Annotated in this window: 17 protein-coding genes; 2 read left to right on the top strand and 15 right to left on the bottom strand. The window is 40.3% G+C overall.

Annotated features, from left to right (window positions below; translation table 11 throughout):
- Positions 1–14: 14 nt before the first annotated feature.
- The 9 genes from D9T21_RS02080 to D9T21_RS02040 all read right to left on the bottom strand — a co-directional run bounded on the left by D9T21_RS02080 (position 15) and on the right by D9T21_RS02040 (position 12,442).
- Positions 15–770, bottom strand: a complete 756-nt coding sequence (locus tag D9T21_RS02080; RefSeq protein WP_123323502.1) for a hypothetical protein — start codon at positions 768–770, stop codon at positions 15–17.
- A 6-nt stretch (positions 771–776) separates the two neighbouring features.
- Positions 777–1,631 carry a TIR domain-containing protein gene (locus tag D9T21_RS02075; protein ID WP_123323501.1) on the bottom strand — a complete coding sequence of 285 codons (855 nt, stop codon included), beginning with the start codon at positions 1,629–1,631 and terminating at the stop codon, positions 777–779.
- 140 nt (positions 1,632–1,771) lie between these two features.
- Positions 1,772–4,885, bottom strand: coding sequence for a type III restriction-modification system endonuclease (locus D9T21_RS02070; RefSeq protein ID WP_123323500.1), 3,114 nt, complete (start codon positions 4,883–4,885; stop codon positions 1,772–1,774).
- A 10-nt stretch (positions 4,886–4,895) separates the two neighbouring features.
- Positions 4,896–6,827 (bottom strand): site-specific DNA-methyltransferase, encoded by a 1,932-nt coding sequence (locus D9T21_RS02065; protein ID WP_123323499.1) that lies wholly within the window; start codon positions 6,825–6,827, stop codon positions 4,896–4,898.
- 24 nt (positions 6,828–6,851) lie between these two features.
- Complete coding sequence (locus D9T21_RS02060) at positions 6,852–7,565, bottom strand: DUF4391 domain-containing protein (protein WP_123323498.1); 714 nt, start codon at positions 7,563–7,565, stop codon at positions 6,852–6,854.
- Between the two features lie 57 nt (positions 7,566–7,622).
- Positions 7,623–10,904: a helicase-related protein gene (locus tag D9T21_RS02055; protein WP_123323497.1), complete on the bottom strand. Its 3,282-nt coding sequence runs from the start codon at positions 10,902–10,904 to the stop codon at positions 7,623–7,625.
- A gap of 138 nt (positions 10,905–11,042) precedes the next feature.
- Positions 11,043–11,582, bottom strand: coding sequence for a DUF6933 domain-containing protein (locus D9T21_RS02050; RefSeq protein WP_123323496.1), 540 nt, complete (start codon positions 11,580–11,582; stop codon positions 11,043–11,045).
- 108 nt (positions 11,583–11,690) lie between these two features.
- The gene (locus D9T21_RS02045; protein WP_123323495.1) at positions 11,691–12,080 is read right to left on the bottom strand and encodes a hypothetical protein; all 390 of its coding nucleotides are present in this window, start codon (positions 12,078–12,080) and stop codon (positions 11,691–11,693) included.
- A gap of 53 nt (positions 12,081–12,133) precedes the next feature.
- Positions 12,134–12,442: a hypothetical protein gene (locus tag D9T21_RS02040; protein ID WP_123323494.1), complete on the bottom strand. Its 309-nt coding sequence runs from the start codon at positions 12,440–12,442 to the stop codon at positions 12,134–12,136.
- Positions 12,443–12,731: 289 nt separating this feature from the next.
- Here D9T21_RS02040 and D9T21_RS02035 point away from each other — a divergent pair, with 289 nt between their 5' ends.
- The gene (locus D9T21_RS02035; RefSeq protein ID WP_123323493.1) at positions 12,732–13,391 is read left to right on the top strand and encodes a hypothetical protein; all 660 of its coding nucleotides are present in this window, start codon (positions 12,732–12,734) and stop codon (positions 13,389–13,391) included.
- A 303-nt stretch (positions 13,392–13,694) separates the two neighbouring features.
- On the opposite strand, the gene D9T21_RS02030 is transcribed toward D9T21_RS02035, so the two are convergent.
- The 3 genes from D9T21_RS02030 to D9T21_RS02020 all read right to left on the bottom strand — a co-directional run bounded on the left by D9T21_RS02030 (position 13,695) and on the right by D9T21_RS02020 (position 16,677).
- Positions 13,695–14,159, bottom strand: a complete 465-nt coding sequence (locus D9T21_RS02030; protein ID WP_123323492.1) for a hypothetical protein — start codon at positions 14,157–14,159, stop codon at positions 13,695–13,697.
- A gap of 155 nt (positions 14,160–14,314) precedes the next feature.
- Positions 14,315–15,940, bottom strand: coding sequence for a reverse transcriptase domain-containing protein (locus D9T21_RS02025; protein ID WP_206427214.1), 1,626 nt, complete (start codon positions 15,938–15,940; stop codon positions 14,315–14,317).
- Between the two features lie 344 nt (positions 15,941–16,284).
- Positions 16,285–16,677, bottom strand: coding sequence for a hypothetical protein (locus tag D9T21_RS02020; protein ID WP_123323490.1), 393 nt, complete (start codon positions 16,675–16,677; stop codon positions 16,285–16,287).
- Positions 16,678–16,905: 228 nt separating this feature from the next.
- Here D9T21_RS02020 and D9T21_RS22910 point away from each other — a divergent pair, with 228 nt between their 5' ends.
- A complete protein-coding gene (locus D9T21_RS22910; RefSeq protein ID WP_241155601.1) occupies positions 16,906–17,430 on the top strand; it encodes a pyocin activator PrtN family protein in 525 nt (174 codons plus the stop codon).
- 927 nt (positions 17,431–18,357) lie between these two features.
- On the opposite strand, the gene D9T21_RS02010 is transcribed toward D9T21_RS22910, so the two are convergent.
- Genes D9T21_RS02010 through D9T21_RS02000 form a run of 3 tightly spaced genes read right to left on the bottom strand, consistent with a single transcriptional unit; the run spans position 18,358 to position 21,284 of the window.
- Positions 18,358–19,575, bottom strand: coding sequence for a hypothetical protein (locus tag D9T21_RS02010; RefSeq protein WP_123323489.1), 1,218 nt, complete (start codon positions 19,573–19,575; stop codon positions 18,358–18,360).
- Positions 19,568–20,416 (bottom strand): GNAT family N-acetyltransferase, encoded by an 849-nt coding sequence (locus tag D9T21_RS02005; protein ID WP_123323488.1) that lies wholly within the window; start codon positions 20,414–20,416, stop codon positions 19,568–19,570. The genes D9T21_RS02010 and D9T21_RS02005 overlap by 8 nt, the downstream gene beginning before the upstream one ends.
- A 37-nt stretch (positions 20,417–20,453) precedes the next feature.
- Positions 20,454–21,284 (bottom strand): hypothetical protein, encoded by an 831-nt coding sequence (locus tag D9T21_RS02000; RefSeq protein WP_123323487.1) that lies wholly within the window; start codon positions 21,282–21,284, stop codon positions 20,454–20,456.
- Positions 21,285–21,287: the final 3 nt, after the last annotated feature.

Here is a 21,287-nt window from a genome sequence, read left to right as displayed (position 1 = left end):
AATTAACGAGCGACTTAGATAAAATGGGGTGATCCGGGTCTATATTGATCGCTTACATCATAGGTGATATCTTTCTGGGCTTTCTGCGAGTGAGCAACCTCACTTCCCCTCAATTTGTATATTTCCTTGAACAGCCCAAGTAGACCCTCATCACATCCAATTGATTGCAAAACACTGGAAATTTCCTTCAGTTCATTATTCAATTTTCTGGTATTAAGATACTTTCTGGTCACAACTCCTTCTATGCACCTGTAAAAGTTGAAGAAAGCCTCTTTGTAAAAATTAATGTCATAATGAGATTGGCTGAGTAACAACACTCCCTTCGTATAGTCATTCCTTATACTGGTATCTAAATCCCTGGCGATAGAACCAAATATAATGAACATAAGTCTTACTTCATCGCGCTCTAATTTTCTAACTGGGCCAATTTGGAGGACTCGACTAACTGACAATGATACATCTCTGCTTTCCTCTCCAGCACGATTTTCGTGGACGATCGGATCAAGAGAAAATCGCTTTACCCATGTAAAAAAACCCTGCGTGACTATATTCATTGTTACCAGCATGATTTGAGCAATGATATAGGCAGAATCAGTTTGTTTCGGCCTTTCTAAGCCCTGAAGAATTGTGTTATTGAAAGTAATTTTGCAGGTAGATGGATTTACACATTCAGCATTAATACCTGAACCAGGTAAGTGAAAAAAGTTTAACGTATCCTGACTAAGCTCATGCGAGAACGACTCTATTTCGACAGTGAGGCTGTACGTCACGTTGAGCTACCCTTTAATAACTTCTAACAGGGCATCTGCAATCTCTTCAATGCTCGATATGGACGAGTTAAGTGCTACCTTGTCAGCAAGTGTTGGGCTGAAACTCAAAACTTTGTCTTTGGAGACCATGTGCCAAATTGGCAAGATCATTTTGTGACCGTTCATCTCCCTGGCAACCATTCCGTTTAATTCGTATTCCGTCCAATTTTTTTTGAAGAATGCATTAGACAAAACAACCGTACCAAATCTAGATTTAGCTAAACCGTGATCAATACTTTTGCGCAGGCTATCTCCTACTTTTAACGTAAATTCGTCATACCAAACAGATGCACCCTTCTCAATTAATGCTTCAGCCAAAGGCCTTACAAGTTCATCTTTATCCTCTGATGCATGGGAGATAAAAATGTCATAGTCCACTTCTTTGCCCGAAGTTTGCTCTAGTATTCTCTGTTTAGACTCCGAGACTGTACTTTCAATTTCTGCTCGAAGTTTCTTTTGAAAATCCAGAGATTCTTTCCTTTGTTTCGCTTCTGCTTGTTGAAGCTTTTTACGTTGCTTCTCTTCTTCCCTGGTTAGCTCTTGCTTAGCTTTAAGCAACTTGGCACTTTTATCCGCTTCTTTCTTTAAAAGATCCGCTTTCCGCCCTTGAATTTTTGCTATTTCACTTTGCTTTCTTGCAATATCGGACAACTTGGATTTGACTGTTGATGCCGAAGAATTCTTATTAATTGAATTCGACAACTGAATAACTTTCGACGAGAGGTCGGATTCTTTTTTTGATTCCTGGCTAATTTTTTTGCTGATATCAGCAATCTCTTTTTGCAACCGCTCAATGGCATTACTTATTGTAACTACAGACATCAATCTTCCCTGTTTCTAGAATGCTAAATACACTTCGCTCTTTTTTGGATATCCAGCTATAAAAAGCCAGAATCAAAGCTTGATGATATCAGTGGCTTCAGTTCGTTCCGCTGTAAGAAAGAACTGAAGCCAAAGCTGATTTACTCTACGACTTTTAGCAAATCGCTGTAGCTTGCCACCATATTGAACTTGACCTTTTCAGCGTCATCGTCAGATTTTACTTCCTGTTCAAGTCGCTTGAAGAATTTCTTGGCGCATTCAATTTTCGCTGCTTCAATCTTTTTCAGCTGCATGGTGGACATTGAGCCTTTTGTCTCTGCCACAAACAGTACGTGCTTCACCGTACCTTCTTTGAAAGCTATAGCCCAGTCAGGATTGTATCCTTCGGTGCCTAGTGGTGTTGGAATCGTGAAGCCTCTAGGCAGCTTGGCGTAAACCTCTATATCATTGCTGGTATCCAGTTCCTTGATAAACGCTCTTTCAACTTTTGAGTCGGTAGATGCAAAGTCATAAACATGCTTTTTAAGGTTCTCAACGACCTTACTAAAATCATTAATCACCTGATTTTGAGTAAAGATATCGCTTTCATATGTTTCATCAATCAAGTCGTAAGAAAGCTGTTGAATGGTTGCCGTTGCTTTTTCTTCATTGATGATACGCGCTGCTTCACTAATAAATTGCTCTGGATTTACTTTAAATAAGGCAAATTTATCAGCTGCAATACCTTGCAGGATTGCACAAACTGATTTTCTAGTAAGCTTAGTATCTTCAGCTATTTCACCGATGAGATCGTAAGGTACGGAAGACTGTATGGGAGCGTTGTGCAGTTGCCTATCAGTTTCTCTGACCTCAAAGCCCCTGCCTTGGCTTAACTGTTCTTCAGTAAGCTTTTCATTTTGGTCACCCACTTCAATTGTGTACTGTAGTGGTGTGACATGAAGATGTTCATCGATGGCAATAATGGCGTTATTAATCAGTTCCTCAGAACTAAAATTAACCTGGTAAACCGCTTTTCGGTTGATCTTGTTCCAAAGCTTTTGGAACTCCTTCTTCTCGAAGTTGGCGTTTAAGACATTGGTTTTCGGTTTACGATCATCAATAATCTCAGGCAACTGCGCCTGACTGAATACACCATTAATTAGTTCAACAACCTGTTCTCGGTAAGGAGCCAATAATTCAGGTAACTTACCCAGTTCATCATTTTTTAGCTCTGCGTGATAGAGATCGGTTATTTCGTCATTATCATCCACGTAATCATTCTTAATAAGATAACGTTCAATAGCTCTTGCCATCTCATCATCAACAACTAAATCGCCTTGCTCTGTCTTAATCACTTTATTCAAGAAATAAGCTTTATCGGCTTTCTTCGGCCTTGCTGAAAGTGACTCACTAATATCTGTTTGAAGCCCTTTTACAAAGTCTCCGAAGCTTTCATTCGCTACTACCGTAAGCACGTTGATATCATGTACCGTAGCGGGATGATCTTGTCGCTCGCCTTGCTGGTTTACGGATATACGTAAACCACGACCCACCTCCTGGCGACGCGAAACTACGTTATCGTAGTCAGCATGTTTTAACATACAGATCACGAATACATTAGGGTTATCCCACCCTTCACGTAAAGCAGAGTGGGAAAAGATAAAACGTTTATCTTCGCTAAAACTTAAAAGCTGTTCTTTGTTTTTAAGGATCAAATCGTACGCAGCAGTGGCACTTTCATCGTTTGCCAGGCCCCTTTCTTCGCCACGTTTTATCACTTTAGGATCTACGAGCTTTTTCTTTTTATCTATAGCAAAGTAGCCTTCGTGAGTATTTTCAGCAGCGACTTTCGCCAGATATGCTTTGTAAGGATCACTATATGGCAGCTCAGCTAACAACTCTTCTTTTAACGTTTGGTATTCTTCTTCAAATACCCTTGCATACTCACCTTTTTCATCGGCTTGGCTATAATCACGATACTTTACAACCTCATCTATAAAGAAAAGCGAGAGTACCTTGATACCTTTACTGAAAAGCCTTTTTTCTTTGTCGAGGTGAGATTTAATCGTGTCGCGGATTTGAATCCGGCGCATGACTTCTTCAGTAATATCATTCGATGCGACACCAACCTGAATACTCTTACCATTCAGAAACTCTAACGTATCGGTAACCGCATTAATCTCTGATACGACAAACCCTTCATACTGTGGAAGTTCACCAGACAAGTCATAGAGGCGATCCCCCTTGTTTACCTTAATTACTTTTCGCTTGATATCGCCAGACTTCAGCTTTTGTTCTATTTCTAGTCGAGCAACGGGGGCTTTTTTCGATATTTCGATTTGCTCCAGGTAAAGGTAGGCGTTGGTTCCTGCCAAACCATTGGTTTTAATTCCCCTTACTGAGATTCGCTTCACCAGTTTCTGGTTGTATGCATCCAGGGCATCAAGTCGGTGTATTTTGTTGTGCACCGTTTTGTGCGTAGCTGAATAGCGCAGTATGAAAAGTGGCTTAAACCTTGGTAACGCTTCCTGCGTGGCTCGCCCTTCCATCTTTTGAGGTTCATCAAGGATGAGTATTGGTCTGTTAGCACTGATCACATCAATTGGGCGTCGGCTTTGAAAATCATCCAGCTCTTCATATATCCTACGGTTATCTGCTCCTGTGGCATTAAACGCCTGGATATTGATAACCATAACGTTAATACCCGAGTCCGAGGAATAGCTTTCTATTTTATGCAGATCTTTCGAGTTATAGGTGAAAAATCGAATTTTCTTACCGTACGTTTGAGTAAAGTGGTCAGCCGTTACTTCCAGTGATTTGTGAACGCCTTCTCTAATGGCTATGGTCGGCACCATAATGATAAATTTAGACCAGCCATACTGCTTGTTTAACTCAAATATCGATTTGATATAGCAATACGTTTTACCTGTTCCCGTTTCCATTTCGATGTCTAGGTTAATATCCGCACCAGGGCTATAACTTCTTTTTGCTTTGCCGCTTTCGTCGGTATAGTTCTTCAGGCCATTAGACAGCGGAAGATTCTGCGATTTTTGGACATCATGGATATTTTCCAACAACTGATCTTCTGATAACTGAATCTCAGCGTTCTTAAAGCCATCTTCGTCAAATTGAGCTGATTGTGTTTGCCCTTTTTTCGCCCAACCTGGATCAATACGATATTGAATACCCGCTGTATTAGGCTGGCCGCGAAAACACTCGATCACCGACTGCACTGATTTTTGTTGGTACTCTAGAGGTTTAAAATTGAGCTTCATGTATCACCTCTTAGATAGACTTGACGTCAGTAATCGGTGAAATCTGCTTAAAGATTTGCTCGACATTAATTTTCACAGCGTCTGTGGCGAATCCATCATCTCTGAAAACAACGCGTAAAGGCTGCTTTTCAGCAATGCTTTTAATCAATTCGTTAGAGATATCAGATGCAAAACAAGCGATTAAATCAGCGCCTTCACCTGTTTCATCAGCATTTACAAAAAAAACATCCCTGGAGGAAATTTGCTGTTTTGATATAGGCAGCGTTAAGCCTACGCCCCAATCTAATAGTACCTGGAACAGTAGATCCTCATCGGTTCTATCTTCTTTGATGTTTTGAACTTGAGCAAACATATCAGCCTGATCAACTTGGTCGGGACGGTAGTAAACATCGGTCATGTTTGATGAATCAATCTTTAAAAACCTAAAACCAAATTTACAATCCTTGTTCTTTTCACAAACCTTTGAAATTCTTGTTCTACTTAGTTCTGAAATTGTTTTAAACCCAGCTTTAAAAGCATCTGATTTTTCATCGCATACTTCGGGTAGTTGTATAGCTATAAATTTCCGATTGGAACCTTCGCTTTTATTGATATTTAGGACTGCATGAGGAGTGGTACTTGAGCCAGCGAAGAAATCTAAAATAATATCTCCGTCTTTTGTTCCCATTTTTACTAATTTTTCAATTAACTGCACTGACTTAGGAAAGCTCATGACAGATGAACCGAACAACTCTTTAATAGTTTTTCGTCCATAGTCATTGTTTATCTCTTTATCTAACCAAATTGATTTAGCTAACGTAGTAGCAACTGCACCATCTTTACCTAATAAGTAATCTTTCCGATAAACCCTCCATTCTTCACCTGTTTTCTCTGCTAATAACAAGTTGCGCTCTTTATTTGCTTTATCTTTCCCCCATGTCCAACAAGTTTGTACTCCACCAGGGGCGTCAGGCCAAACTTCTTCCGTGAAAGTAGAATCTTGTTTAGTAGAGACTTCACCATTGTCAGGGTTCACGTACAAGGGGTAATAAAGCTTAGGTCTTGTAGTGGGGTTAAAAGCTTGGTTTCGATTTCTAAGACCAGTTAATCTAAACTTACCTTGATCATCTTCTCTATTATATTCATCTACCATTTTTCCTTCTTTTTCTAGACCATAAATGCAAGAATCCTCTAATGCGTCTTTTACAAAAACCAATATGTATTCATGAGTTTTTGCAACAAACTTATCCAAATTTCTTCCTCTTGGATTTAACTGGACAGCTAATTGAGCAATGAAGTTTTCTTCGCCAAAGATCTCACTTCCAACTTTAATTAAGTTGTGCGCTTCATTATCATCGATACTTATAAATACAACACCATCATCAGACAATAAATTTCTAGCTAACTTCAACCTTGAATAAATCATTGTCAACCAGTCTGAATGAAACCTTCCATTTGATGAAGGGTTAGATGTCAACCTGTTTTTTTCTTCATCTAGTTGCTCTGTCTTTTGCAAATAACTTTGTTTTTTTTCAGCAAAATCATCTCTATAAATAAAGTCATTTCCTGTATTGTATGGTGGATCAATATATATCATCTTGACTCTACCTAGATAAGATTCCTGTAAAAGCTTCAGTGCTTCTAAGTTATCACCCTCTATAAATAAATTTTCAGTAGTATCAAAATTCACACTTTTATTTCGAAGGGGACGAAACGTCTTAGCTAATGGTGTATTCGCAGCTAAAAGAGCATCCCGCTTACCAGGCCAATTTAGATGATATCTTTCTTGAGGAGCTTCTACTATTGAACCGGACAGTTCTTGCTTTAACAAGTCAAAGTCAATTGCTAATTTCAATTCGCCATTGCTATCTCTTGCTTCCGTTACACAATTAGGGAAAAGACTTCGAATCTTTGAGATTTTTTGTTGTGATAAATCAGGCGATTGCATTTTTAACTTATCCATTACATGTCCTACTCTTTGAAAATTTTAATCTTGTTCGGTAGTTAAATTCTTTAACTGTTGTTTAATATCTTTAAGCTCCGCGTTTATTGATACCTTTTTCTTAAACTGCTTTTCTGCGCTGAGCTTTTTACTAATTTGAATGTGTTTTTTCTCTAAACTGTTGATTTCATCAATTCGTGCAATTAATTGAGGAAATGTCTCGTTATCTCTGAGTTCGTAAGGCAAGAGTGAAACTAGCAACTGCTCGTACAGTGCTTTTACATTTAATACCGTTGGTAAATTTGCCCTAACTTCATCATTACTTCCATCGAGCAATGTATCTGATTGATAATAATCCGATAACGTTATGCCGCCATTTAGCCCTATCTCTTTATAGGTCGCTGATATAAATAACTTATTGGTACTTGTTTTAATTTCGAAAATTATGGGGTGAGGTATCGCCTTATCAATGGCTTGTAATACGTCATTATTCAATGTCTCGCCTTTGAGCTGGATTCGAAACACCTGAATTTCAGCGATGTTTTTATCACCTTCTATATTGAGTGTTGTTGAAGACAGCTTGTGTGCCCACAGAATTTGGTCTACTTCATTCACAAACAACTCTTTGAGTTTGGTGTCTGCTTTCGCTTGCTCATAAATCTTATTCTTGGGCAGGTTTCGATTGACCACTGTACTTTTTGGATACCGGAAAAAGCCTTTCTTTATACCGTTATGAATCTCTCTGTTTTCGTCAGTCATAGTGCTTTCCGTGCGCTACCCAATTGGATTGACTTAATATCACTTTTCATTGATGGCTTATTTGACCACAAGGAAGTTAATCAACTCAAAATCTTCCAGCCCTTGAATATTATTTATTAATGCAGATGTTTCACCACCACTAAACAGACTATCAATATCCTGCTCTTCTTTTACGGCTATCATCGAGTGAATGGCTTGAGATAACAAATTGGAATACATGTCCATCTCTTTGCCATCATTAGTCTGCTCATTGAACAACTTGCAAACACTACTAACAGGTTCGATTACCCCTTTGCAGGAAGTCCTGGTGAGATCTAATAGGCGTTTTACTTCTGAGTGATTCGCAATGACCTCACCTTGTTCGCTAATGTAAACCAGGTAATAAGGATGCAAGCGGTTCTTTTGATCAATATTCACACTCTCGTTTATATTTCTCAGCGTAAATATTACCCCTGGTACTAAACCTCGTTCAGGATCAGCGGGCACCACAGCGTGCATACCATTGGGTATTCCTCTGGGTTCCCCTTGTTCTTTTACAAAGTTAATCAAATCCATGCGGAATTCGTTTAAGCCAAGGTCGGTAATCGAAATGCCAGTTTTCACATCTTCGAGTTCAATAACTTCTTCCTGGAGCCGCTTAAGCTGCTCTTTCCGGTAACTAACGTCGTTGGCCTTAGCACTTAGCACATTGTCGTCACCCGTCGCAGTAACATCAACTATGGTCATTCGGCTTTCGACACGCTCTTTTAAGTTGATGTATTCGTCCAGCGATATGTCAGGCCAATAGTTTACCAGTTGAATGGATTCATTAGGTGAGCCAATCCTGTCTACTCGCCCAAATCGCTGAATAATGCGAACAGGATTCCAGTGTATGTCATAATTAATCAGGTAATCACAATCCTGTAGGTTTTGCCCTTCAGAAATACAATCTGTGGCAATGAGCAAGTCAATTTCAGCTGGTTCATGGGGAAGTACCAGTTCCTTTTCTTTCGACTTTGGAGAGAAAAGCGTTAAACACTCTTGCAGATCATATCCTTTCTTAACCGTTTTAATGGTAGTTCTGGGGTTACCTTGACCTGTTACCCTGGCTGAGTGAATACCTTTACTGCCTTGTAACTCTGCCGCCAAATTGGCATATAAGTAATCAGCCGTATCTGCAAATGCTGTGAATATAATGACCTTTTTATTGTTCGGGTTTATTGGGTTTTCAATTTTTTCATTTACATGCTTTTTTAGGTGTTGCAACTTCGCATCGTGCTCTGGCGTGATGGACTTCATCTCGTCTAAAAGTGCACTGATAATCTCCAGATCTGCACTTAAATCCTGCTGCCAGGAAGGCAAGTCCATATCCATGAGTTGAATCTTAATTTTCCCACCAATTTCCATTTCCTGAAATACGGGTAAGTCATCATCTTCTGAATCAACAGCGGCTAATGCTCCGGCAAAATCATCAATCTCTGTAACACCATTATTGTCGTAAAACGCCTGGATCAACTTAAGCGTGTTTGCATGATTGTCGTAGAGGCTTTTTAACGTCAGTCTGAACGCATGAACCGAACTTTCCAAACGTTTCAGCAGGTTGGTTGTCATGAGAGCAACTAAACTTTTTTCCCTGTCAATTTGGCGAAGCTTTCCTTTACCACCGTCAACTTCCGTATCGTAAAGATCTTCATACTTTTTTAACCGACTGGGCAGGATATAACTTACAGGCGCGTACACAGAGAGTTTCAATAGTCTTAGTTGAGCGAATATTTCGTTCAGTGATATTACATCCGACTTATAGGTTAAGGGGCATTGGTGTGAAATTGGCTTCAAACGGGTTGGAAACTTACCTATATCACTTGTGTCGTAAAAGTTTTGAATATGCTTTCTTGATCTTGCAATGGTGACGGCATCAAGTAGTTCAAAGAAATCGAACTCCAATGCATTTAAGATAGCAGCGGGCGTTCTTTCTTCAGGCTCAAGCCTAGACCAGTCGTTGAATGCGCGTTGTGCATTCTTAAAAATTGTATCTATGGATTTAGTCGTACGCAGTTTTTCCGATAGATTTTCTTGTTCCCCTTCGTATGCCAGTGCCAATTGGTTTTTTAGATCTGTAAATCGATTATTCACAGGGGTCGCTGACAGCATTAACACTTTGGTTTTTACCCCTGCACGAATTACCTTGTTCATTAATTTCTGGTAACGCGTTTCACGGTCTTTTACGGGGTTATCGTTTCTAAAGTTATGGGATTCATCGATAACGACTAAATCGTAATTCCCCCAGTTGACGCGGTTCAAGGAAGTTCCGAATGACTCACCACTCGTGCGGTCTAAATCGGTATGGCATAGCACGTCATAGTTAAAACGGTCTTTCGCAAATATGTTGGTTTTTAAGTTGCGATTATAATTCAACCAGTTGTCCGCAAGTTTCTTGGGGCACAGCAATAGCACCGAGCGATTTCGTAACTCATAGTATTTTATGACTGCCAATGCGGTGAAGGTTTTACCAAGACCAACCGAGTCAGCCAAGATACAACCATTATATTGCTCTAGTTTGTTGATAAGGCCCGTTGCTGCATCTTTTTGATAGTTAAATAACTTGTTCCAGATAAGGGTATCCTGGTAACCCGTTCTATCATTTGGGAGCACATCTTCATTCAGATCATCCAAGAACTCGAAGAAGATGTTGTAGAGCATTAAAAAGTAAACTTTCTCTGGAGAGTTTTCCTGATATATCGACTCGATATGTTCGATTATGGATGAAGTCACTTCTCTGACTTTGTTTTCATCTTTCCATATTTGTTCAAAGAGTTGCACGTATTGTTGAGACATAAGGTTATCGTCAACCTTATGCACAAAGTTAGATACGGCATTTCCTTTTTGATATCCCAAATCCACAGCAGAAAAACCATTTAATGGCATATAAGCGGATTGCTGTTGAGCATTCCCTACTACAGCAAATTGTTGCATTGGGGCGTTGGTGGTATTGGATTTAAAGCTCGCTTTTTTACGTATCCAGTTAGCACATTCTTTCGCGATAGCTTTTTGATTCAGTTTATTTCTGAGTTGAATTTCAAATTCGGTGCCATACAAACTCGTTTCTCCCTTACTACTCTTGTCTTGAGGGATAAAGAACTCACGGCGTTCTTTTCGAATTTTGTCTGTAACGTTACTTGGTACGAACGTGGGGGATGTGAAGATAAACTCTAATTCATCAATATCAGAGAGTTCTTGCTTTAGCGCTTCATAGGCGTAGATAGAAAAGCAAGAAGCTGCAATTTTCAATTTGTTACCTGGTTGAATGGTCTCCTTTAGATCATCACCTAGTAGACTATTGATGTTATCGATTATCTTCATGCTTACTGCTCCTTGTAACCAGGTTCCAAAGCCAAGTTTCAGCCCGATTCATTGTTTTTATTTTTTAGTCTTTCTTATCCTTAAGTCTACCTTATCACTTTAGTTTCATCTAACTTATTAGTCTAAGGCAACTTTTCATCAGATTTGTTGAAGTGAAAGTAACAATTCAGTCATAGCCTTAACAGGCCAAATGCAATCTTTTACGCCTTTAACATTGCAAGGCCTGTCACTCAACCATGCAGATGTTGAATACAGTGCAATATCATCAATATGCTGGGAATTATGATACAGAGACCAATCGAGATCTTCCGTCATCAACCGCATTGTTCCTTGTACTGAACGACTACATACGGTGTCATATTTGAACCTAGCTTCATGTAAATGCTTAGCTGCGACTTCAATCAGCGGAAACTCCAGACCAGCCTTAATTAGGCTATTAACAAAAACATCATGAAAGTGCTGTTCGATGTGCTTCAGCTCTGGCTTAGTCATTGAAGGTAAAAATACAGCATACCTGGTTGCATCATTCACTAAGATCACACACTGCTTCCGTTGAATGGTTATCAGATTTGCGTGCCAGTTAAATAGTCGTTGGGCTGGTTCAGAAAGATACTCAACCGCTGGTGATTCCTCAAATGGCAACTTCGCCATCAGCTTTTTTGTACAGTGGATGTTCATCGATTCTTTTTGTTTTCCTTGGGGTGTTCACCTGCTTTCATAAGTGAATCACAATAACTTAGTCCGTTAACATAAAAAAGAAAACAGCTCACGTGTGAGCTGTTTTAGTTATTTGAGTAATTTTCGCCATCGGGCTTTACAGGCAATTAGCCACGTTTGTGCATCAATGCCAAAAATCGACTCAATTTCATCCGAGAAATATTGAATAAATTCGCCTATCTCATTGTGGTATTTCAGCAATACTGACAATGCTTGAATTCCACTGCGATATTTTCCCTCATCATCTGATAGTTCATCTATTATTGACGAACTCAGTGATATACCTAGCCACCTACCGACCTCATCTCGATGCAGGTAAATGTACCGCTCGAAACCAAGATTTATTTCTTCTCCATCATCCTTCATATTTGCTAAAAGCAGAATGGTTGAATCATCTCCGGTAAACGGTGTCCTGGACTGCCTCACGTATTTGCGAATAATGCTGACGTTGTCTTTCATTCATGTTACTCCTGTTTATGGCTTCAGAAGTAACTAGCTCTCACATGCGGAAATTATTCTTCGTTCTTCCCAAAATCAAAACTCATTTGTCCAGAGAAAAACTCAACATCATCCTCAGTCCATTCTGCATATAACTCTGGTTCGCTAAGAACAACACCTATAAGCTCTCGAATCAGCGGGAAATACCTTGGGTTCGACACGATATGATTTTGCAGAATCACATTCATAATTGAATCCTCTACATGCTGATTATTTCTATATTGGCTCCCATCAAACTCATCTCGATAGGCCATGAATGCGTTGGCTAAATTCTGAAAAATGTCAGACACGATTGCTGAGCATAGGTAGGTTTTAGTAGTCATGAATATTCCTTTTTTGTTGTTATTCTCGAATAAGTAGTTTTCATACCTGAAAAATTTCTCAACTTAATCAAAGTAATGCCATCATGAATTTTTTGATGCAAATGCCTTGAAAATATTAGCCGTACTATTGGATAATGAACATAAGCTTTGCTGAAACGCTTGTTTCGCCCACTTTAGGCACAGTCCTGCCGGACATTCAGTAAATTCAATCATTCATAGTTAAACACCCAAAGTAGCGTGTTTAGATTTGTGGGCGTGTCTAACACAACACTATTCTGGAGTTAATACTATGAACATCACCGATCTATTTTTTCCCTCTGGCATTTCTGTTACGCGTGCTAAAAAAGACGCGAATAAACTCAAAAAAGCGCAGAATATAACCCTTACCGAAGCACTAAACCTAGTCGCCCAGGAACACATGAGTTCACCTGAGCTAACTTGGGATCAGGCGATAGAACATTTAAAATACAGAGATGTATTTGATGACGATAATCAGGACGACGATGAGCAAGATGAGGCCGAAGTAAGTGTGGAGTTCTCTCATATCCCTTCAAAGCAAGATTTTGAAGAATTCTTAGCTGTAGTAGAGCAAGATATCAACTCAGAATCGTTCGTCTCAATCACGCCTGAAAACGATGTGTATATAGAATCGGACGGCAATGGAGGGAAGATGTGGCCTTCACCTTTGGTTGTCAGCGAAAGTAACGCAGAACTAATCTGCGACATGCTAAATCAAATGAGTTTATTTGATTTTGAATTAGGGCTTTTGGATACTGAGTTTGAAGAACTTATCGGCTCTGAAAGTTATGACCTGTGGCAAGACTCTAATTACCCACAATACGACAGTTATAATTCAGAGAAATTTGAAGAAAATGAAGGTGACGACCAGTTATATGACTCGCACTTCGAATTAAAACGCCGTATAGAATTTGCCATACAAAACCTGTAATCAAATTAATTAAAAAGATTATCAAACGCCAAAGCCCCTGAAATTCTAGTGCAGGGGCTTTTTTTGATGAGCTTGGGTGTACTGACTCATACACTACCTGACAGTTTAGGATTTTGAGTTCAACCAAACCCGACAGACCGCAACAAGTTAATGTCCGAAAAGAGCGAAAAGCGGAAATTGTTAGTCGGTCTTTGATAGTCAGCTTAAGACAAAGAGCGGACGTCTAACGCCCAAAGCATTGGAAAACAAGAAAGTTTACGGCAGAGCCAAGCGAGTGTTTTCCGATGACTTAGTTTGTTATAGCTAACCTGCACCAATCATTTGTAAAGTAGATCCTAGTACGATTAATATTAGGCCCATTAAGATATGAGCAGAATCTAGTTTGTTAAGATCGAATATATTTTTCATTTCATCGTAGATTTTCTCTCTTTGTAAGTTAACTCTTTCGGCCCACTCATTTAAATCATCTTTTGTATGAATATCATGTTTTGCCAAATCAAATTGCTTAATAAGATTTTCATCCTCTTTATATAGCTCAGATTCTCTAGAGTTGTACCTGTCCTTAAGGATGAATTTATAAGAGAGAAACAGTGCAGCCATTATATTCATGAATGTTCCAGCTTGTGACAGCTTACTTTTTAGAGCTGTATCCAAATCTGGAAACGAAAAATCAAAGATAAAAACAATTGCGAAGGATAAGACCACCACGGTCAAAGTGTTTATTATAATTACCTTTCTTGGAGGAAGGACTTTGTTTACTTTGCTCAATTTATACTCCTTTTTGAGCTATATCAGCTTATTACTGAGACTTCATAGTTTCCACCATCTCCCCTAAAAAACCATGGTCTGTGTTTTCAGAGGAAAAAATATCAGACTTCTGTTTACGTACGAATCCGTGCTTATGCGTTGGTAACTGACTTGTATCAGTAATCGTAGTTCAAGGAGTCAGGATTCATAACTTTTTCGATGCCCGATTCCAACAGACCTTTTTTCAATGCTTGGTGAACTAGTAAAAAGCTCGGTATTTCAAGTAAATACTTACCGTTGATTTTAGTCTTTGCACATTTTTTCAACAATTGTTCTCGTGATTGATTAAATGGAAAACTGTGAGAACGGTTATAGCTCCAGCTTACGCGCAGTAACTGTTCTCTGAGCTGAACAGCACGATAGATAACAGACAATAACCACCCATCTAGCTCTGTCAGCTGCTTGGTATCATTAACAAGAGGATAGAAACTCATTACGCCCTTGAAATAGATTCGTTTAGTACGACCTGACAAATAGTCCTTGAGTTGCTTTTTGCTCAAACCACCGTACATGTAACGACGAATTTGCATCATTGCACTAAGAAAGTTTTTATCTTTGTCATTTGCTGGGATCTCTTGACCAGCCAAGGATGCTTGCTTCAACGGCTGAATTAGATTTCGGTATAGAATGTAAGAAATTTGCTTCTTAATTTTTAATACAGACTTATCTTTAATAGAAACATTATCTACTGACAAGGTATAACCCAAAAAGTCCAAACTGCTTTTAGCAGATATTTCTGAAGGAAAGTCCTCTCTAGTAAGTAGTGAGATACCCTCAGATTTTGCTTCATTTATTTTTACACCCGCATTGTTTGAAAAACGGTTTATCAAGCCAAATGCATTACATATTTTAGAGTAGTCTGGAGTCCACACGATAGTGTCGTCGGCGTATCGAGAAAACTTGACTCCCTCCTTTTCTAAATCAGAGTCATAGTTCCAACACGTTAAGTTTGCCAGAAACAAGCTTATAGACGTTCCTTGCGGAATACCTACAGTTCGATCTTTTAGGAAAACTTTAATTATGTATCTCTCTTCTGGGCTAATGAAGAATCCATTTTGATCAAACTGTTTAACCAAATAATCGTGTGAGATAGAGCCAAAATAGTCAGAGAAATCAAACTCGGCTAGAAAAGTACGTTCATTTCTTCGTAAATCAACGGATATGTCTTGAATAGCAAAATGGACATTTCTGTCATTCCTATAAGCATAAGAAAAAGAGCTGAACCTGTGCTTATTTTTTGCTAATAAACGATTAAAGAACAGTTTTGACACTGCAGCATCAGGAATTTGGAAAATAGATACTTTTCGTTCTCCACCGTCTGCTTTGGGAACGGTTTTAATATGCGGTTCATTTGGAGAATAAGTACGTTCTTCAATTTTACTCGCAATAGATCTAGCTATACTTTTATGCTTCTTTCGAACATAGAAAGGGTTAAATTTTCTATCTATAGACCAGTAGTCTGGTTGATGAACAATCTTTGGGGGCGCTGATACACCTAACCTCTTTTGATTTCTCTTATGTTCCAAATGCAAACGGTTGTGATACTCATGGTATCGCTGTATTAGCTTTTCCGCTTCCTCTTTAATTACGCTCGCTAAATGCTTCTCTAAACTCATATATTCCTTATACAAAAAAGCCCGAGCGTTAGCTCGAGCTTTTCCACGGTATAAACCCAAGTAAAAGTAAGTTACCACTTGGTTGATGAAAGTTTGACGTTCCACCCCCGCCAGTGTGAATTTCACAACTGAAGATCAACCATTACTGATTGATAGAAGGCAACACCGTTGTTTCCATGGGAAACTCATTTCACAATATACATCAAACTTCTTTAAAATCAATAATTAATACATCAAATCAATAACAGCTTATTACTGAAATCTCATAGTAACACCCGTTTCCTCTGAAAAAATAATTCTGTGTTTTCAGAAGAAAGAATACCAGATATCCGTTATACGTTGTGAGTTCAACCCTGTCGTTTAGAAGAACTGCCAGTACGCCCGCTTTTACCAATAGCTGAACTGTCAGAATTTATAGAGTTCTTTATTTGTACTCTGTCACGTCAAGTTAGAACTTATCCAGCTTGGGTTCAGTTCTCACGCATCTGTCTTTCGACCTTCCATATTAGCTCTAGCTCTGGTGGAGGATTCTGCAATACTCTCACTAACGGATGATCATTAGGATCGTCTAACTCGCTATCCGTGAATAGAGCTGCATAATCCGGCACGTCTTTCAGAAAACGCTTGTGTGCCCTGCAATCTAAGCAAGCACTATTTTTTGTGTTTCTTATCCACCCTTGAGCATCTGACTGCTTTAAGTCTAATTGAATTAAAATTGGATCAGGTATAGATACTTCTTGACGCTCGATACACTCTTCGCAGCGATAAGCTGACTCAAAATTTTCCGCTTTCTGGGTCTTAGCTAATGCACGACGTTTGCCGTTCTCTTCTAGCGCTGCATACGTTTTCTTATTGTACTGCATGATTCAGAACTTAATCCTCACCAACTCTTCATTTTCCTTTTGACCTTATTAGTAATTTGTCAGACGTAACTTACCATTTCGCAGCAGAATTCAAACTTTTTACGTCCATTTAACTTTTTTAAAAAAGTTGAAATTTCGTCTAACCGTCGTGAATGAAATTACCTCATTACAAGTAATAATTCATCCAGAAATTTGGTCATTTTTACAAAAATCTGTGGATAACTTTATATGAATACACTCTATAAACTGATAAACGAGTTCGGAGCGGAGGCCATTTCTCTCCGAAATGAAACCATCAAGGGATGGTTGGGGGAAACCAATGTGGCCCACTTTAAGCAACGGCTTATTAAAGAGCCTTGCTATAAACAGATCCGCTCAGAGCAAAAGGACTGCATTAGCCTTTTCGGCCTAGCCAATTTAATTGACCAAAAACGTAACAATTCAAAAAACGATATACTGGAGACATCTATGACCTCAACTACCCTTAGCTTAATCGCCCAATTCGGCAGCGCCATCATCCCGTTCACCGAAGTTGTCGAAAAATACATCGGCATATCTTATGACAGTGCAATTCGGCAGATTAAGGCAGGAGACCTGAGGTTGAACATATTCAGATTGAGTGATCGACAAAAAGCACCTTATCTAGTGCATGTTGATGATCTCAGTTCATTACTGGAAACGAAACGTGCCGAAGCAATGACTTCGTTACAAGAATGTGCTGCTCAGCTAGCTCTTACCAGAGGAGATCACTAATGTCTCAGCAAATTCATATATGTTCGTAAAAAGAGACCGGAGGCTTTTCCTCCACTTTTTAGCAGAGCCTTTCCTGTCAGGATGATTGTTGTGACATGGACGTCAATTTTTATCGCCATACCAATAACGCGAAAATTGCACAATTTGACAATTTGTCAGCTACATCCCATTTTACTCTTACACATATACGTTTTGGGGAAAGAGAAAACCGTTGGGATATCTCATTTTGTTCACTTTTAAATATCGTTCATTAAAAATGAACAACAATTAATAGTGAACACATGGACACTCTACTTGCTGAAGCAGCCGAACTGTTAGCAGTAACAACAATCTACCAGATGGATTGGTTGAGGTTTATGGCCGAATTCAGCGTGTTCCAGTAGCCTTAAACTATCTCAGGCAGACACTGCTCAACAACGAAAGAGTATTGGAACGTCTCAAGACTTATATCACTAAGTTCACCCGTGCAGGCTTCTAGGAAGCTTAGACGCTGATTGAAATAATTAAAGAACAATTAAATGAAGAAAAAAACTAACGTGGGTTTCTAGTTTTTTCCGTCGATTTCAGTAGACTGAGGAACACAATGGGAATACAACAATTGTCACTTTTTGTTGAAATCACCTTATAAATCAACGCTATTGTAAGTTAGTCCTGACTATCCAGCATGGGAGCCACTGAAATTCTTCTGTCGATAACAGGATTGGTCTGACTCATGTCAATTTTATTTGTATCAGCCACTTAGCTAAACTCTCTTACAGATCCAGAGCTTCTCTCAGGTTTTAACCTCTTTGGAGGATGGGCGCAGACAGGAAGCGACGGGCTTCAGGCGGCCGTAGAAGCAAATTTTAACGGTGCGTAATATTACCATAACCCGTAACGAAGCAGAAAACGCAAAGTCATAAGGATGATGAAGTCTGTCAGTTGCACCTATTCCATTAGTTCGGTAAGTAAGCGACGCTGTGAAGAGGTGAGTTCAGCCCGGTCGATGATGTGCCGGGCGTCAGCGTGTCGACCAGCATAAATCCAATGCTGCGCCAAATGGTAATTGTGCTCATTCGTTACTGCCTGGATATTCTCCTGCTGCATCAGGGGTAACTTATCCATCGATGGCGGAACAGCAGTATCCGGCATCAACCCTTTAATCATTCTGATTCTGGCATCTTCCGCCGTTTGCCACTGGCCACAAATATCAACGAGCGGGGTATCAGGCGAATAGATTGGTTTGCCGTTTAGTTCGGCTGAAGCATATCCAAACAGGGCGAGCAGGCTGGGCGCGACATCATAGAGGGAAAAGTCAGATGACAGCAATTGATCAGGCTGTGACTGAGGAAACCGCACAATAACAAACGGATGGTCTCCACCACCGGTAATACAAACTGAAATATCCGGGCAAACCGATAAAATGGCGCCAATGCAACCATCAATAAACGCCATGATTTTAATGATAATTGATGTATCAATTGTAAACTCAGAGTTGCTGAGCAGAGTACGAAGCGGGTCGAAACAGGCAAAAATCGCAGCTATTTCATTGCTGTGTAGCGCATCAATAATGATGTTTTGCGTATTCGCCACCTGGCAGAGCGCTTCTTTCAGGGTGCTGGTAACAGATTGTGATAAAGCTCCCGATTGTTCAGTCAGAGCGGCTATATCTTCATCTGATATTAATGAGGGATGCCATTGGTTTTTTAATAACTGTTGTCTGTTGTGAGCTGGGTATATGCTGCTGGGTAAAACCGAAATATCGGCTGGCCCAGCCGCTTTATTTTTTACCATCACATCGCTAAAAATATGACTATAGCTGGCATGGCTGCCGTAAGTGGCCATCATATTAACTACAGCGCAGGCTACACCCTGATTATCCAGTAGATCCCAGACAAATGGCTTTCTGGCATGAAACCTGGCAACAGGCGCCACATTCAGCCCGTCGGGTCTTCGCGCGTCATATCCCAGCACCCCGTGTGAATCGGGAGAACAACCACTGTAAATACTAGCGTAAAGCAATGCTTCGTGACCAAAAGTGGCAGTAGCGCCCGACTCGCCTGACTCACATAACGCAGTCAGCACAGGGAACTGCCCTGCAAGGCTATCGTTCATCAGAAGCCGCCACTGGAAATCGGCCAGGTGCAGACTCAATAATTTAGTCATCTTCGAGCACCAAATAAAGGGTGGCCTGACGATGTGTTTTACAACCTTTGAGTCGCTCAACAAATCGAACCATAGGTTTATTATCTTCCAATATTTGCACCTGTGCTTTTGTGATGCCTTTCTCGCATAAAGATTTGCTAACCCGACGGATTATATTGCTGAATAACGCGGTGCGTCGGTATTCCGGGTCAACCAGTAATGGGTCCAGATAGGCGTAAGCTTTGGACTCATCGATCAGCGCGGCGAAGGCAGCGATGGCTTGTCCCTGATAAAAGCAGGCAATCGATGAGGACGTGTCGAGGTTAGTAGGCATATTGCCTGTAGCTTTAAAATGCCCGTGGGTAAGCACCCCCATGGTATTAAGACACAGCTCGTTTACAGCATTCACGTCATGATCGTAGGAATGAAAAGATATGCCGCTTTTGGCAAAGTCCGGTACAGCAGCCAGAGAGCTTTCTACATAAATGGGATCCATATCATAGAAGCTGCTCCAGCGGCCTATTTGCATACCAGCATCGAGGTAGACCTGCACATCCTGCTCAGCCACCAGGGCTGGCTTAAGCAACCGGCGAATACCATGCTCGGCAGCATTGGCCTTTATCTGCTGAAGTGTTTGAGTGATTTGCAGGTTTGTTTGTAGTGGACGGCCATCCGCTAAGCACATATCAAAACAATAAAAGTCATTATCGTTCTGGTCCATCCTGCCTATGGCAAACACCGCCAGACAGCGGTTATCTTCAACTATGGCAGCAAAGTGAACCGGACCATCAACAGTAAGAAAGTCCGGAAAATACGAAAAGAGTGCGCCTGAGCACACTCCCGTTAAATCTTCTACCTGCATGTGTTGAAGACCTGAAACCAGCAAGAACCTTTGCTGATTATAGACTGGTTCTGCGACGACGCGCCAGGGCAAGGCCGCCTATACCCAGCGACATCAGACCTAGTACGCCTGGCGCAGAAACGTCAGTAGTTACCTGAGCCTGAGGTGCAGCTAAAGGCGCTGGCGCTTCACCGGCATTTAACGTGCTGATGTTACTACCTGACGCCAGGCCATAACTACCAATCGTTCCCTCACCCTGAGTATTCAGTGAAAGTTCCAGCCAGCCAAGGTAATCGTTACCTTGCTCATCGGTCTTTTTAAAACCAACATATCCGCTTACTGAACCACCATTTGCAAGCGCATCGTCGATCCAGGAGCCGGTCTGAGTTTCATAAGAATAACCCTGAGCAGTATACACGTTACCCCATGAGGTATAATAACGACAGTTTTTGCCCCAACTATTACAATACCTTCTGCGACTGCCATATTGGTAGTTATAAGCGGTTCTCTCATTTTCGTAGGACTGCGCCAGCATGCCGAAAGTGATGAAATTATCGTCAGCACTAATGGTTTCGCCAAGCATTAAAGGCGAAGCTAAAAAGCTGAACCCGCCTGATGCAGTTAAGTTGGTATATTGGTTTTCGCTGCTTGTTGTGTACGCAGTACGTCTGTAGGTAGAGCCGTAAACTGCTGGCGTATAATTGTAGTAAGAATAGTCGTAATGATAAAAGTTAAAATCGTTGACAGAATCGCCATCGAGATCAACGTAATAATTTCCCTGACCTGAGATTTGCTGATTTACGTCACCGGTGATTAGTGAAGCTGACGCCAGTGGGCTGAAAGCAAATAATGCAATACTACTTTTAATAGCACAGTTAACAACGTTCATAAT

This window comes from Marisediminitalea oceani (assembly GCF_003731635.1).
In the GTDB taxonomy this organism is placed as follows: domain Bacteria; phylum Pseudomonadota; class Gammaproteobacteria; order Enterobacterales; family Alteromonadaceae; genus Alteromonas; species Alteromonas oceani.
Note: the sequence above shows the minus strand (reverse complement) of the source record. Positions and strands in the feature narration are given on the sequence as shown.

Excerpts from the sequence above, each read along its gene's own strand:
- D9T21_RS02075 (WP_123323501.1), bottom strand. The coding sequence starts at position 1,631 with ATGTCTGTAGTTACAATAAGTAATGCCATTGAGCGGTTGCAAAAAGAG.
- D9T21_RS02070 (WP_123323500.1), bottom strand. The coding sequence starts at position 4,885 with ATGAAGCTCAATTTTAAACCTCTAGAGTACCAACAAAAATCAGTGCAG.
- D9T21_RS02065 (WP_123323499.1), bottom strand. The coding sequence starts at position 6,827 with ATGGATAAGTTAAAAATGCAATCGCCTGATTTATCACAACAAAAAATC.
- D9T21_RS02060 (WP_123323498.1), bottom strand. The coding sequence starts at position 7,565 with ATGACTGACGAAAACAGAGAGATTCATAACGGTATAAAGAAAGGCTTT.
- D9T21_RS02055 (WP_123323497.1), bottom strand. The coding sequence starts at position 10,904 with ATGAAGATAATCGATAACATCAATAGTCTACTAGGTGATGATCTAAAG.
- D9T21_RS02050 (WP_123323496.1), bottom strand. The coding sequence starts at position 11,582 with ATGAACATCCACTGTACAAAAAAGCTGATGGCGAAGTTGCCATTTGAG.
- D9T21_RS02045 (WP_123323495.1), bottom strand. The coding sequence starts at position 12,080 with ATGAAAGACAACGTCAGCATTATTCGCAAATACGTGAGGCAGTCCAGG.
- D9T21_RS02040 (WP_123323494.1), bottom strand. The coding sequence starts at position 12,442 with ATGACTACTAAAACCTACCTATGCTCAGCAATCGTGTCTGACATTTTT.
- D9T21_RS02035 (WP_123323493.1), top strand. The coding sequence starts at position 12,732 with ATGAACATCACCGATCTATTTTTTCCCTCTGGCATTTCTGTTACGCGT.
- D9T21_RS02020 (WP_123323490.1), bottom strand. The coding sequence starts at position 16,677 with ATGCAGTACAATAAGAAAACGTATGCAGCGCTAGAAGAGAACGGCAAA.
- D9T21_RS22910 (WP_241155601.1), top strand. The coding sequence starts at position 16,906 with ATGAATACACTCTATAAACTGATAAACGAGTTCGGAGCGGAGGCCATT.
- D9T21_RS02010 (WP_123323489.1), bottom strand. The coding sequence starts at position 19,575 with ATGACTAAATTATTGAGTCTGCACCTGGCCGATTTCCAGTGGCGGCTT.
- D9T21_RS02005 (WP_123323488.1), bottom strand. The coding sequence starts at position 20,416 with ATGCAGGTAGAAGATTTAACGGGAGTGTGCTCAGGCGCACTCTTTTCG.
- D9T21_RS02000 (WP_123323487.1), bottom strand. The coding sequence starts at position 21,284 with ATGAACGTTGTTAACTGTGCTATTAAAAGTAGTATTGCATTATTTGCT.